Genomic DNA, 13,492 nt, shown 5'->3' on the forward strand with positions numbered 1-13,492 from the left:
AGAAATTGTAAAGCGAAATTGTCTGCTCCGACTGTTAATCCTTGTCTGACTTTTTTTCTGGCTCTTTACAAGTTTCAACTATCTTAAAAATGTCTTCAGGCAGGCGACTCCCTCGCTTCATCGCCTGATCAAGCTGAATAAACGCTTGCAAGGAATACTGCCTTTGAATTCCCTCCAGGGCGCAGATACAGACCTTTTTCAGAGCTTTCTCATGGCCTGAGGTACAGGCAGCTAAAAAGTTGTTCACCACTCGATTGGGATAGATCTGCTTGACCGGGATGGCAGATTTTTGGGGTGGCTCCTCAGTTGGATGCTGGGTTGTCTGCCCCGGAGGATGGGGGCTTTCCGCTGCTGCAGACGATCGAGAGGGCTGCTCAGGAGGGTGACTGATGCTGACCGTAGGGGAATTGGGTGAGTCAAGCGTCTGCAAAGGATATCGATCTTGCTCTAGCCTGGAACAACTGATCAGCAAACATAGGAGTAGGAAAAATGGGGTTGCTGAATACAGATCATGCACCATTAGCTTGTCCTGCAAGGAGAGGATAAAGAAAAGAGACAGATTTTCGCCAGCACTCTAAAGCAAAACCCCCTCCACCCTCACTCACCCGATCTATTCACAATATTAAGGATCACGAATTAAATAAGACGAACAATTGTGGTGCAGGGGCGTTGCCCCCAAACCCCTACTTTATTTAGTTTTCGATCCTAAGGAACGATATGGTAACTCCCCTGTGTTGTAGCTTCACTCCATTGCCTCTCATGAATGTCCAAGGGATAGGTCAGGCCCACTGGACGTAGGGCAGTTTCGCTGCAGTCGATCTAATCTGTTCAACCTGAGCGACCAGTTGCCCACAGGCATCCCAGGTGCCTGTCATTAACATCTGGCGTGGACCTTCTGCCATGGAAATAAGTACTATGGAACCCGCCCAGGTCAGTTCCTGGGCATCCAGATCAAGCTGTAATTGGATCTGAGGCTGGGCTACTACGGCACTTTGCAAACGCCGAATATCTTCCGGATCAGCCGTGACGCAAGGCAGTCCCATCGCCACACAGTTACCAAAGAAAATCTCAGCAAAGCTCTCGCCAACGATCGCCTGAATACCCCAGCGGGCGATTGCCTGAGGGGCATGCTCTCGGGAGGAGCCGCAACCAAAGTTCGCGTTGACAATCAGGATTTTGGCTCCTTGATACTGGGGCAAGTCGAAGGGATGTTGTCCCTGAGCCTGGATCCGATCGTCTGCGAAAACCTGGGCTCCCAGCCCATCAAAGGTCACGCAACGGAGAAACCGGGCCGGAATAATCCGATCGGTATCAATATCATTACCCACCAGGGGAATCCCCTGGCCTGAAATGGACTTGACTTGACTCATGACATTCTCAAATAAAATTCCCAGGCAGTGGCTCCCTGGGGGGTACTGCCCTATAACCTCTGTTTGGGTGTTTCTATCCTACATCGGGCTCAAGGATTCGGAAGAGGAAACCTCTGTAACGGTTGCAACTTCCATTACAGGAGATGTCTGATAGCCATTCGAGGAATTGATCTCACTCCCATTCGCCTCTAGGGCGGGGATAGGCATATTGTCTGATTCCATGGGACAACGGGCCTTGATCAGCTCGATCGCACGACTGACGCTTTCCGGCAAAATCACGACCAGGCTACCGGGGCTGGCACTATCCAAACCCGCCTTAATGGCTGTGGTTTCATCCAGGATCGTTTGATAGCGAAAAGCCACATCTGCTTGCTCAATCCCCTCTGCGATCAGGCGAGCTGCATCCCCACGGGGACGGCCACGGGTATCATCATCTTCTTTAACAATCAAGTCATCGAAGATCTGGGCGGAAAGCACTCCTAATTTCACAAAATCCGTATCCCGTCGATCGCCCGGGCCACCAACGACACCAATGCGCTTTCCAGGCCAATTCCGGATGAACGCCCCCAGAGCTTCATAGCTAGCCGGGTTGTGGGCATAATCCACCAAGGCGTGATACTGGCCCAGATTGAACAGATTCATCCGACCTGGGGTCTGCCCGACAGAGGCTACAAAACTGATCAGCGCTGCCCGGATATCCTCAATCCTTACCCCATGGGCGAAGGCAGCCAGACTGGCCGCCAGAGCATTGGCGATCATGAAGGGAGCCTTACCCCCCATGGTCAGGGGAACATTCACGGCCTGTTCGATCCGCAGGGTCCAATCACCCTTGAGAATTGACAGATAGCCATTCTCATAAATGGCAGCCAGCCCACCCCGGCGGGTATGTTCCCGCACAATGGGATTTTCGGCGTCCATGGCAAAGTAAGCGACCTGAGCGCTGACCCGCTCGGCCATCGCAACCACTAGGGGATCATCGGCGTTGAGAATGGCATAGCCATTGGGCATGGCTGACTCGGCCACCACACTCTTCAAATTGGCCAACTGTTCCACCGTATCAATATCCCCAATCCCCAGGTGATCAGCGGCCACATTTAGCACCAGGCCAATATCACAGGTGTCGAATCCCAGACCCGATCGCAAGATTCCCCCTCGAGCAGACTCCAGCACGGCCACCTCGACTGTGGGATCGCGCAGAATCACTTGGGCACTCTGGGGACCGGTGGTATCTCCCTTCTCGACCAGATAATCATTGATATAAATACCATCTGTAGTGGTATAGCCCACCACTTTCTGGGTTTGTTTGAAGATATGGGCAATCAATCGAGTAGTGGTGGTTTTTCCATTCGTTCCCGTGACAGCGATGATGGGGATACGACTGGGGGTTCCGGGCGGGAACAGCATGTTCAGAACTGGTTCAGCCACATTCCGGGGAATTCCCTGACTGGGGCTGACGTGCATGCGGAATCCAGGTGCAGCATTCACCTCTACAATCACCCCCCCCGTTTCCCGCAGGGGCTTGGAAATATCAGAAGTCACCACATCCAGGCCCGCAATATCCAGGCCGATCGTTTTGACAACCCGTTCCGCGATCCAGATATTTTCTGGGTGAATGTCATCCGTGCGATCGACTGCAATGCCCCCGGTGCTCAGATTGGCTGTAGCTCGCAGATAGCAGATTTCCCCTTGGGGGAGCACCGAGTCGAGGGTGTAACTCTGACGCTCTAGCAACTGCATCGCGTGGCGATCGACGGTGATTTTGGTCAACACATTGTCATGCCCTTCGCCCCGATTCGGATCCTGATTGGTCAGTTCAATCAGTTCAGAGATCGTGGAACGGCCATCTCCCACGACATGGGCTGGCACCCTCTCAGCCACTGCAACCACCTTGCCGTTAACCACCAGGACCCGGTGATCTCGGCCCTGGTAGAACCGCTCTACAATGACCGCCCGTGACACTTCCCGCGCCACATCATAGGCTATTTCAGCCATGGCCCAGGAGTCGATGTTAATGGTAATCCCTCGACCATGGTTGCCGTCCAGGGGTTTAATCACGATCGGATAACCGCCGACTTCCTCGATCGCGGCCTCCAGGTCATCTAGATAGTAGACCACCGTACCTCTGGGAACTGGGATACCCGCATCTCGCAGAATCTGCTTGGTCCCTTCCTTGTCGCTGGCCAGTTCCACCCCCAGGATGCCTGTGCGATCGCTCAGGGTAGCCTGCATGCGCTTCTGGTGCACACCATAGCCCAATTGAATCAGGGAACGGGCGCTCAGGGGCAGCCAGGGAATTCCACGGGCTTCGGCCTCCTTCACGATCGTTTCCGTACTGGGTCCCAGAGCCGCATTCGTCCAGAAATCCTGCAAATCTTTCAGATCTTGCTCCAGTTCAGCCTGGGGATAGACCCCCGTATCCACAATACTCTGGCAAAGGCGGACGGCTGCTCTGGCCGCGTAGCGACCAGCCTGCTCATCCCGATACTCGAAAACAACCTGATAGATGCCAGGGGTGGAAGTCTCGCGCGTCCGACCAAAACCCACATCCATGCCAGCCAGAGACTGTAGTTCTAGGGCAATATGCTCAATGATATGACCCATCATGGTGCCTTCTCGAACCCGGCTTAAAAAGCCACCACGACAACCGGGCGAACAGAAATGCTCTACCAGGCTGGGTAAAGCGCCTGTCAACCCCTCATAAAATCCAGAAACCTGATTGGATGGTGTTTCAGCCAGATCCTCCAGATCCAGGCGCATCACAATTAATTTTTGACGGCGAATGCTCCAATAATTAGGACCGCGTAGCGTCTGGATTTTGAGTATCTTCATAACAACACCGCAGGCAGATTAATAAGCAAGATGCACAGTTAAACCAGTGGTATCAGTATGCAATTGCAGAGACAAACTTCAGGTGATAACTAATTGATTTGAAAGGTTAATGACACCGTATACTGTTCACAGTGAACAGTTTTCCAAATATTTCTAATTAATCCAACATAAATAACTAGCCAATAAAAACTTAAATAACATCAATTATTTCACGCTTTCATAGTTGCAAATGTTGTAGAAGCCAATAGATGATAGGTTGCCAGACATCTGAACCAGCCTGCGATTCTTTCCCCTCTCCTCAGGCAGAGAGATAGCAGACTTTAATTGTTTTTCAGATTAATTCAGCCAAGCAGCAAATGATGAAACTTTCTAGGCTGTTTTGTCCAGACTCTATCACCCTATACAGGTCAAGTCATTATCTAGTGTCGCAGAAAACCGTCGTCTGGATGTCAACTTTTAGAATTATTTTTTAACATTTCTCAGATGGAACCAGCGCTATCGTGCCAAACCGTTTCAGCGGGATACTGTTTCAGGTGGAATAGATTCCCGTCGTTTCAGGTCATATCGATCGCCGTGGGTCAAAATATGAACCCGCAAATCATGCAGACTGAGGGGGCTAGTGGATTCTTCCACCAGGCATTGGTTGGTATAAGACATTTTCTTCGGATCAATCACCGTCACTGTTCCTTTGCCGATGACGTGCAGCAGGCCATCCCCTTCAAACAAGGCACAGGTGTCCTCATCGATTCCAACCCCCAAGCGATCGGGGTTGACGGCGATCGCACTCAGCAATCGGGCCATCCGGTTTCGGTTGTGGAAGTGCTGGTCCACAATGATTTCGGGGATAATCCCCAGACCGATCGCCATGTCAGACAGGGAGCGGTTGGGATGTTCCCCACTCCCCCCGCCCGCAATCATGTGATGCCCCATAACTGCGGCACCAGCACTAGTCCCAGCCAGGGTAATCTGGCCTCGCTGAGCCCGCATCCGGACCTTATCCATCATGGGAGTATCCGCCAACAGAGAACAGAGGCGAAGCTGATCGCCACCCGTCATAAAGACAGCCGTACAATCTTCCAGGAATTCTTGCCAGGCAGGGTCTTCACACTGGTCCCGATCTCGGATATCCAAAATCGCAACCGTTTTGGCCCCCATGTCTTCAAAAATACTCTGATACCTGGAGCCCAAAATCGCTGGTTCTCGCGAGGCACAGGGTAGAATTGCGATTCGCGCATCAGCACCGCCAGCACGGTAGAAGAAGCTATGTAAGATCTCTCTACCATGGACCTTATCTTCTGCACCGCCAATAATCATTACGGCAGTTTTGGTGGGTTGAGGCATCCGTTCTGTGAGAAATTGAGATTCTAATCGCAGCATAGTCGCGTCTCTGGACCTAAAATTTATCAGTTGCCCCAGTAGCCTACTGACAGAGAGAGGAATGCTGCCTTCATTCATCTTGCCATCTCACTCGCCTGATTCTCAGGTCACTACCTGTAAATTGTTGCAAAGAGCCTACCGGAGTAAGGTCGAGAAGTATCTGTAGGGATTTATTCAATCCACTACAGTGCATTTACCGTTTGGAGCTGTATCAAAACCAAAGGAAGATATAGTTAATTATTTATACATAATTCTGAGTATTTTATACAAAGGATCAAGGATTCTCGACAGATCAAGACCCAATCTGAGAATTGGTTCTCAGAGTCTGGGGCTCAGCACCTTGTTGCAGATTCCCATGATGGAGTGTCCAGCACCGATCGGCGATCTCCAGTAAATCCCCGGCGTCGTGGGTGACCACCAGGAGCATCCACTCCTGTTTGAGTCGGGCCAGAAGACTTACCAACTGCCGTCGCATAGACCAATCAAGGCCAGCAGTGGGTTCGTCCAACAACAGCAGGTGCGGTTCCCGAATCAATTGTACTGCCAGTGCCAGACGGCGTTGCTGGCCCCCGCTGAGGGAATGGGGTGAGGTCTGCAGGGAGAGGTGATCCAGACCAACCTCATCTAAAGCTTTGTGAACCCGATCGGAACTCAGCTCCGGGTGCCCCAGGCGCAACTCTTCCAGAATGGTGCCGCCACAGAAATGTCGCTCCGGAAACTGAAAGACCAGCCCCCCCAAATAACGGAGATCAATCGGCAACAACTCCTGTTCCCGCCAGAGGACTTCCCCACTGGTTTTCTCCGCCAATCCGGCCAGGATTTCCAGCAGGGTGGTTTTTCCGGAACCACTAGGGCCGACAACCAAGCCCATCTGTTGGGGCGCGAGTTGGAGGTTAATCGATTTGAGAATCGGGACCGATGAGACGGCGGGATGATAAGTCAGATTTTTGAGATAAAGCATTAACAGGGGTCAGATGGCTAAATTTGATCGAGGTGGAACTTGAGGCAAGGTAGGGCGTCAAATCTTGCAACTGAATTAACATGTAGCTGATTGACATCCAGCTGATTAACCCTGGGTCATAGCAGGCTTTAGACTCCAAACCTATTTCCAAGATATCCCAGTCCCTGATTCGCTGGCTTGATTACGATTATGGGGTCTACTCGCAGGTCTCCTGTAGGCTGATGGAACTTTTTCTATCGGATTGACTCCCGATTCCTCGAAGGGGGTGGGGGTTCTTACCTACTAGCCGATACCTCTACCTGCTTCTAATAAAATTTACTGTAGGATCTTCTCCAATTCAGACCGGAAATTTGTTGGAACTTCTGGAAAATTGAATCGACAGTTTATAGACCGCTCTGTTTCTTCCATCAACTGTTTTAACGCCAAGGTGTGGTTATGGTTTATTCCAGAATGTTGAAAGTCATTAGCACCAGCGGGGTCCTTGTCTCCCTGCTGTCTGGCACGGTGGGGTTTGGTTGGCTTCAACCCGCTCTGGCTAAAGACCCCTTTCGAGTGGAGAATGCTCGGCCGATCGGGGAGAAGACGGAAGCGGCCTTCAAAGCTGTCTTTGAAAAAGGGGATTACCAGACCGCACAGAAATTTCTTCGAGATGCAGAGGCAAATGAGCCACTGGTTTATGCCATGAGAGCCTCCCTGGCTTATACCGCCCAGGATTTGGAGGCCCTGCGCTCCAATGCCATTTTGACCCGTGAAACGGCAGAGAGAATGGTGGCCACCGATCCGGTACGAGGCAATCTCTATCAGGCGATCGGTCATTTTATGGAAGGAGCCTACAGCTTGGTCCAGGAAGGCCCGGTGCGAGGAACTCCGGGAGCCCTGCGGAAACTGCAATTAGTGTTTAAGTATATGAATGCAGCTGAGAAAGCCGCTCCCCAGGATCCAGAGGTGAATATTGTTCGGGGATATATGGACTTGATGATTGCCGTTAACCTGCCCTTCTCCCATCCAGAACAGGCAATTCAGAAATTGGAGCAGTATGCCGCTCCCCGTTACCTGGCTGATCGGGGCATTGCCCTGGGCTATCGAGATCTGGGCCAGTACGATCAGGCGCTGGAATATGTCGATCGGGCCTTAAAGCACAATCCGGACCAACCCGAAGCCAATTATCTGAAAGCTCAAATCCTCACCCTAAAAGGAAATCAGCAAAGTAATCCAGCCTTTTATGCCGCAGCAGTTCCTGCCTTCCAAAAGGCCCTGAAAAAACCGGATCAATTGCCTCGCAGCCTGGTTTGGCAGGTGTTCTTCGAGTACTGCATGAACCAAGTCAAGGTGGACAAGAAAGATCGGCAATGTGTGGCCCTGCGAGATCAGATTGACCTGCGAGCTGGGCTATGGGGGCCAAAGTCCAGCGACATGCCTAAGATTTAGTTATTGGTCATTGGTCATTGGGATTGTTAAAAGTGTCTGGCGGTTATAGCCGCAAAGCGGCTTCTCTTGAAGTAAACCACGACTACAAGAGCGAAGTCCACCTGCGGGGACTCAGGAAAGTCAAGGGTTTCCGTAACCTGCCTTCGCAGGTTACGTCCGCATAGCTGCGACTTTAGTCCCTAGTGTTCCGTCAGGAAAATTTTGACGGGTCGAAGACCCGCAAAATTTAACCCCAATCAACAACCTGGATTTTGGTTGACCGTCAATCATTGATTGACTTACCACTAGTGTTCCGTCAGGAAAATTTTGACGGGTCGAAGACCCGCAAAATTTAACCCCAATCAACAACCTAGATTTTGGTTGACCGTCAATCATCGATTGACTTACCACTAGTGTTCCGTCAGGAAAATTTTGACGGGTCGAAGACCCGCAAAATTTAACCCCAATCAACAACCTGGATTTTGGTTGACCGTCAATCATTGATTGACTTACCACTAGGGCTTGGAGATTGGTTATGGGTTGATCACCCCACCCTCCAGATAGGACAAATGACAAATGACCCATAACCCATGACAATAAACAAATGACGATCGACCATTGGCAAGGCTGAATGCAAGTTTCCTTTCGCGAGTTTGATCCCTTTGATGTCTGGTTTTGGGTTGAGTTCAGCAATTACCCGTCCGAACTGGAAAAACAGTATATCGAGGAGGTGTTCAACTCCTGGTTTTTCCTGGGTAAATTGGGGGGCTTCAATGCGGAGAATCTCCAGGTGCAGGATACTGGTTTGGATCTCAGCTATATGGAATATGACGAGGGCAATGCTGAGGAGAGTTTGATGGCTCTCATGCATAACATGGGTGATTTTGAATATGAGGGCAATTGGGGCCGGTGCTGGTTTGACCTGGGCACCAGCGATGCGATCGCCCTGGATGTCTTGATCAATGCCCTGCAACAGTTCAGCAAGGATTATGTGACAATCGAGCAGCTCATTCTTGGCGGCCAGAACGAAGATTGGCCGATCACTGGGAGCCGCAGCCGCGCCCGATTTGCAGATGAAAATTAGGGTGGGCCATTTTATCCAAAGCCAATCAAGGGGTCTGAGTCACTAAGGCTTGCGTTAGTTAACAACTTCTGAGGTCGGGTTCTAAAATTCGCCTAAGATTGCTGTTGATGGGCTGGTAACCGATGGGACCATGCAAAGCAAAAGCTTCCCGATGGACCAGGCGCAGCAATTTCGGGAATTGCAGATGCAACTCCGCGATCGCTGGCAAACGCTGGAAACCTTTGACCTGAGCAGTGCCGATATTCTGGTAGTGCCCTCCCTCAGCCTGGATCAACGGGAATTGAAGAAGGTGGAAGGCTTTCATCACTATGAAGAGCGGCTCCTCTTTTCCTTGATTCGCCTGCGGAATCCCCAGACCCGTCTGGTTTACGTCACCTCTCAACCCCTCCATCCCAGCATCATTGACTACTATCTCCAGTTGCTACCGGGTATTCCCTTTTCCCATGCCCGCGATCGCTTGCTCCTGTTTTCCACCTACGATTCCTCCCTCAAACCCCTGAGCCAGAAGATCCTGGAACGGCCTCGCCTGATCGAGCGCATTCGCCAATCCCTGCGGCAGCAGTCTTACATGATTTGTTTTAACTCCACCACCCTGGAGCGGGATCTGGCTCTGCAGCTTCAGGTGCCCCTCTATGCCCTGGACCCGGCCCTGCTTTATTGGGGGACGAAGAGCGGCAGTCGGCAGATTTTCACCGAATGTGGCATTCCCCTCCCTGCCGGGAGTGGGCTGACCTGGAGCGTGGAGGAACTGGCGATCGCAGCGACAGAACTGTGGGAACAAAGGCCAGCTCTGCGTCGGATGGTGATTAAGTTGAATGAAGGGTTTTCGGGCGAGGGGAACGCCATGCTAGACCTGCGCCCAGTCCAGAGCGATCTGACCGAAGCCACGACCCAGAAGGAACGGGTGTCGTTGATGCGAGGCCGGTTTCTCCATCTGGGCTTCCAGGCCAAGGGGGAAACCTGGGAGAATTTCTCCAGCCGGATTCCAGAATTGGGTGCGATCGCAGAGGAGTTCATCGAGGGGCAGGAAAAACGATCGCCGAGCGTGCAGGGCCGCATTGCCCCAACGGGGGAGGTGGAAATCCTTTCCACCCACGATCAGATCCTCGGAGGACCGGATGGGCAAATTTACCTGGGTTGTCGATTTCCGGCAGAGGAGTCCTACCGACTGCGTTTGCAAGAACTGGGCCGTCGGGTAGGTAAGAATCTGGCGGAGAAGGGAGCGATGGAGCGCTTTGGCGTGGATTTCCTGACCGTGCGTCGTCCTGGGATAGAAAGTCTGGAATGGGACATCTCTGCGATCGAAATTAACCTGCGCAAAGGGGGAACGACCCATCCCTTTATGACCCTGCGCCTACTCACCAATGGCCGCTATGACCTATCCAGTGGCCTGTTCTACAGTCAGCAGGGGCGCTCCAAATATTACATTGCCACTGATAATTTGCAGAAAGAGCGGTATCAGGGCTTATTGCCCAATGATCTAATGGATGTGATTGCCCATCACCAACTCCATTTTGATTCTGGGACTGAGACAGGAACTGTGTTTCACCTGATGGGGTGTCTGTCTGAGTTCGGTAAGCTGGGCGTAACCAGCATCGGCAACTCTCCCCAACAAGCTGAGGAAATCTACAATAAGGTGGTTAAAGTTCTAGATGACGAGACCCAGCATCGGGCCAACCATCCCGCCTGGATGTCCCCCCCGGAACTACCCATTACCTGGAGAGGACGGGAATGATGGGTTGCAGACGTTGTATGATGCTGTTGCCTTTGGAGACTTTCAACTGATGCTGTCTAAAGACACCTTGTTTGCCCTATCCCTGTTTCCCTATCTGGGGTTCCTCTGGTTTATGACCCGCTCTCGCCAGGTGCCCCGGTTGGCTCTGGTCGGTTTTTACATGACCCTGGTTTTTGTCGCCATCACCATCCCTGCCGGGATTTACGCCAGGGTGAAGTATGGTGCAGCCCTGGCCAATGTGGATTGGCTCCACGGGGGGGCAGAATTTTTTCTTACCCTGTCCAATATTCTGGTGGTCCTGGGCTTCCGGCAGGCAATCTTACAGCAGCGACAAGAATTATCAGATATCAAGAAATCCTGACTTCCGGTTCTAGACGTTTAGTTGAACTTGTTTAGCCAACATCCGCTCATCGCAACATGAACGGCGAAAACTCGTTAGAGCAGGTAATCCGGGAAGAAAATACACCTACCTCTCTACCAGTGCTGACGATCGGGAGCGTCCATCGGCTGAGTGAGCGCGAATACCGGGAAGACTGTGCTGTTAGCATTGCTGAAATTGCCCTGGAAATCGACAACTATTTAGGGGCAGGTCGGCTCTTTATTCCATGGATGACGAGGGGTTAGTCAATATTGTTAGTCCAACCAATTGTTGAATGGACATGGACCATAATATTTTGTCTCTTGAGTTGCAAAGATTGTCGCCGTCCAGGCAGCCCAAACGCGATAAAGTTCCGATTTGAAATCAAATCGCAGACTTGATTTCTCCCCTCCGCACTCCCCGTTATGATAAGTGTATTCACGGGTATCATGTCCGCGATCCCATACTCGGCTCTATGAGTTACTGCCTTAATCCTGACTGTGTTGAGCCTCAAAACCCTCTGCCAGCAAAGTTTTGCCAATGTTGTGGGTCCCTGTTGCTGCTGAAGGAGCGTTATCGAGCCCTCTTGCCGATCGGAGAGGGAGGATTTGGCAGAACCTATGTGGCTGTGGATGAACATCGGTTACAGACTCGCTGTGTAATCAAGCAATTTGTGCCCCAGACGCTGGGGTCCAATACTCTCCGACAGGCTTCCCTCGATCGGGCCATTCGGCTGTTTAATCAGGAGGCCATGCGACTGGATGAACTGGGGGAGCATCCCCAAATCCCGACGCTGCTCGCCTATTTTGAGCAGGAGAAACGACTATACCTGGTGCAGCAGTTCATCGAAGGCTATAACCTGTTTCAAGAGCTGCATCTGCGCGGTCCCTTCAATGAACCGGAAATCCGCTCCCTGCTTGCCGATCTGCTGCCGGTCCTGACCTTTATCCATGAACGGAATGTGATTCACCGGGATATTAAACCGGCCAATATCATCCGCTCTAAGGGAAGCAAACAGTTGGTACTGATTGACTTTGGAGTGGCCAAGCAACTATCCACTTCTCCCCTGACCAAGGCGGTGGGGACAAAAATTGGCACAGAGGGCTACGCGCCGATCGAACAATGGCGGGGAGGCAAAGCCTATCCGGCCAGTGACCTCTATAGCCTGGGTGCAACTTGCGTTCATCTGCTGACAAGGGTCAAGCCCGACAGCCTGTTTGATCCGATGGCCGGTCGCTGGATCTGGCGAGATCATCTGGCAAGTATGGGGGTCAAGATCAGCGATCGCCTGGAACAGATTCTGGACAAACTACTCAAAGATGCAGTCGTAGAGCGGTATCAATCTGCCAGTGAAGTCCTGCGGGAACTGGACGCGATCGATGGATTGCCCCCCGCCCCACCCCGTCCCCTCGCAGCGCCAGTCCCCCCTCTCCCCGATTACAATGGCCCCCCGTCTGGGCAATTCTGGCAAAACTATCAGACGCTGGTGGGGCACACCGATCGGATTCGCGCCATTGCGATCAGTCCAGATGGAAAACGGCTGGCCAGTGCTAGCAGCGATAAAACAATCCGGCTCTGGGATCTGGAAACTTCCACATTCCTCCATAGCCTGACCGATCATATCGGCGCAGTTCATGCCGTGCTGATTCACCCTAATCGGCAGATCCTGCTCAGTGGGAGTAGCGATAAAACGATCCGGCTCTGGCACCTGGAGAAGGGGAAACTTCTGCATACCTTTGTAGACCATATTAATTGGGTCAATGCGCTGGCCCTGGAAACCAGAGGACAACTTCTGGTCAGCGGCAGTGACGATCGAACCGTTCGCATCTGGGATTTAAAAACTGGCACCCTGATGCAAACCCTGACAGGGCACACAGGCCCTGTGCATGCAGTTGCGATCAGCCCCGATGGGCAGGTCCTGGCCAGTGGTAGCGGCGATCGAACGGTGCGACTCTGGCAATTGGAATCAGGCCAGAGCCTGGCCACTCCGATTCGCCATGCCAGCCGCATCAACTCGGTTGTGATCAGTCCCAACGGCCAAATTCTGGTCAGCGGGGGCGATGACAGCACCATCAAGGTCTGGAATCTCAAAACGAATCAGATGATGCATATCCTGACAGCCCATTCTGATGCCGTTTCTTCCCTGGCCATCAGTGCAGATAGTCGGAGCCTGATCAGTGGGAGCCACGATACCACCGTTAAAGTTTGGGAGCTGGCTTCTGGTAAACTCATTCACACCCTGAATGGACATAGCTGGTGGGTGAATGCGGTTGCGATCAGTCCCAATGGCCAAATCATTGCCAGTGGCAGTGCCGATAAGGTGATTAAGCTGTGGCGGATCAGCCGATAGGCGGATACTCTGACAGATTTT

General features: G+C 52.1%; 11 protein-coding genes. 6 read left to right on the forward strand and 5 right to left on the reverse strand.

All coding sequences use genetic code 11. From position 1 onward, the window contains the following. Positions 1–34 precede the first annotated feature (34 nt). The 5 genes from BST81_RS01825 to BST81_RS01845 all read right to left on the reverse strand — a co-directional run bounded on the left by BST81_RS01825 (position 35) and on the right by BST81_RS01845 (position 6,537). The gene (locus BST81_RS01825) at positions 35–430 is read right to left on the reverse strand and encodes a hypothetical protein (RefSeq protein WP_171974631.1); all 396 of its coding nucleotides are present in this window, start codon (positions 428–430) and stop codon (positions 35–37) included. Between the two features lie 349 nt (positions 431–779). Next, on the reverse strand, positions 780–1,370 hold the full coding sequence (gene leuD, locus BST81_RS01830) for a 3-isopropylmalate dehydratase small subunit (protein ID WP_075596838.1): 591 nt from the start codon (positions 1,368–1,370) through the stop codon (positions 780–782). 78 nt (positions 1,371–1,448) lie between these two features. Beyond that, positions 1,449–4,199, reverse strand: coding sequence for a cyanophycin synthetase (cphA, locus tag BST81_RS01835; RefSeq protein WP_075596839.1), 2,751 nt, complete (start codon positions 4,197–4,199; stop codon positions 1,449–1,451). Positions 4,200–4,712: 513 nt separating this feature from the next. Beyond that, the gene (locus BST81_RS01840) at positions 4,713–5,576 is read right to left on the reverse strand and encodes a cyanophycinase (RefSeq protein ID WP_075596840.1); all 864 of its coding nucleotides are present in this window, start codon (positions 5,574–5,576) and stop codon (positions 4,713–4,715) included. A gap of 292 nt (positions 5,577–5,868) precedes the next feature. After that, on the reverse strand, positions 5,869–6,537 hold the full coding sequence (locus BST81_RS01845; RefSeq protein WP_075596841.1) for an ABC transporter ATP-binding protein: 669 nt from the start codon (positions 6,535–6,537) through the stop codon (positions 5,869–5,871). Positions 6,538–6,972: 435 nt separating this feature from the next. On the opposite strand from BST81_RS01845, the gene BST81_RS01850 reads away from it, so the two are divergent. From BST81_RS01850 to BST81_RS01875, 6 genes are all read left to right on the forward strand, one after another. Continuing rightward, on the forward strand, positions 6,973–7,965 hold the full coding sequence (locus BST81_RS01850; RefSeq protein WP_075596842.1) for a Sll0314/Alr1548 family TPR repeat-containing protein: 993 nt from the start codon (positions 6,973–6,975) through the stop codon (positions 7,963–7,965). Between the two features lie 610 nt (positions 7,966–8,575). Further along, entirely contained in the window at positions 8,576–9,028 is a 453-nt protein-coding gene (locus tag BST81_RS01855; protein WP_075596843.1) for a DUF3531 family protein, read from the forward strand. Positions 9,029–9,158: 130 nt separating this feature from the next. Further along, complete coding sequence (locus BST81_RS01860; protein ID WP_075596844.1) at positions 9,159–10,763, forward strand: peptide ligase PGM1-related protein; 1,605 nt, start codon at positions 9,159–9,161, stop codon at positions 10,761–10,763. A 49-nt stretch (positions 10,764–10,812) separates the two neighbouring features. Further along, positions 10,813–11,124, forward strand: a complete 312-nt coding sequence (locus BST81_RS01865; protein ID WP_216351173.1) for a DUF3593 domain-containing protein — start codon at positions 10,813–10,815, stop codon at positions 11,122–11,124. A 56-nt stretch (positions 11,125–11,180) separates the two neighbouring features. Then, positions 11,181–11,387 (forward strand): hypothetical protein, encoded by a 207-nt coding sequence (locus tag BST81_RS01870; protein WP_075596845.1) that lies wholly within the window; start codon positions 11,181–11,183, stop codon positions 11,385–11,387. Between the two features lie 209 nt (positions 11,388–11,596). After that, entirely contained in the window at positions 11,597–13,471 is a 1,875-nt protein-coding gene (locus tag BST81_RS01875) for a serine/threonine-protein kinase (RefSeq protein WP_075596846.1), read from the forward strand. The last annotated feature ends 21 nt before the right edge of the window (positions 13,472–13,492 follow it).

Origin of the sequence: Leptolyngbya sp. 'hensonii' (assembly GCF_001939115.1) — a bacterium.
Classification (GTDB): domain Bacteria; phylum Cyanobacteriota; class Cyanobacteriia.

What these genes read in the sequence shown, in the direction of transcription:
- leuD (WP_075596838.1), bottom strand. Translation starts at nt 1,370, where the DNA reads ATGAGTCAAGTCAAGTCCATTTCAGGCCAGGGGATTCCCCTGGTGGGT.
- cphA (WP_075596839.1), bottom strand. Translation starts at nt 4,199, where the DNA reads ATGAAGATACTCAAAATCCAGACGCTACGCGGTCCTAATTATTGGAGC.
- BST81_RS01840 (WP_075596840.1), bottom strand. Translation starts at nt 5,576, where the DNA reads ATGCTGCGATTAGAATCTCAATTTCTCACAGAACGGATGCCTCAACCC.
- BST81_RS01845 (WP_075596841.1), bottom strand. Translation starts at nt 6,537, where the DNA reads ATGCTTTATCTCAAAAATCTGACTTATCATCCCGCCGTCTCATCGGTC.
- BST81_RS01850 (WP_075596842.1), top strand. Translation starts at nt 6,973, where the DNA reads ATGGTTTATTCCAGAATGTTGAAAGTCATTAGCACCAGCGGGGTCCTT.
- BST81_RS01855 (WP_075596843.1), top strand. Translation starts at nt 8,576, where the DNA reads ATGCAAGTTTCCTTTCGCGAGTTTGATCCCTTTGATGTCTGGTTTTGG.
- BST81_RS01860 (WP_075596844.1), top strand. Translation starts at nt 9,159, where the DNA reads ATGCAAAGCAAAAGCTTCCCGATGGACCAGGCGCAGCAATTTCGGGAA.
- BST81_RS01865 (WP_216351173.1), top strand. Translation starts at nt 10,813, where the DNA reads ATGCTGTCTAAAGACACCTTGTTTGCCCTATCCCTGTTTCCCTATCTG.
- BST81_RS01870 (WP_075596845.1), top strand. Translation starts at nt 11,181, where the DNA reads ATGAACGGCGAAAACTCGTTAGAGCAGGTAATCCGGGAAGAAAATACA.
- BST81_RS01875 (WP_075596846.1), top strand. Translation starts at nt 11,597, where the DNA reads ATGAGTTACTGCCTTAATCCTGACTGTGTTGAGCCTCAAAACCCTCTG.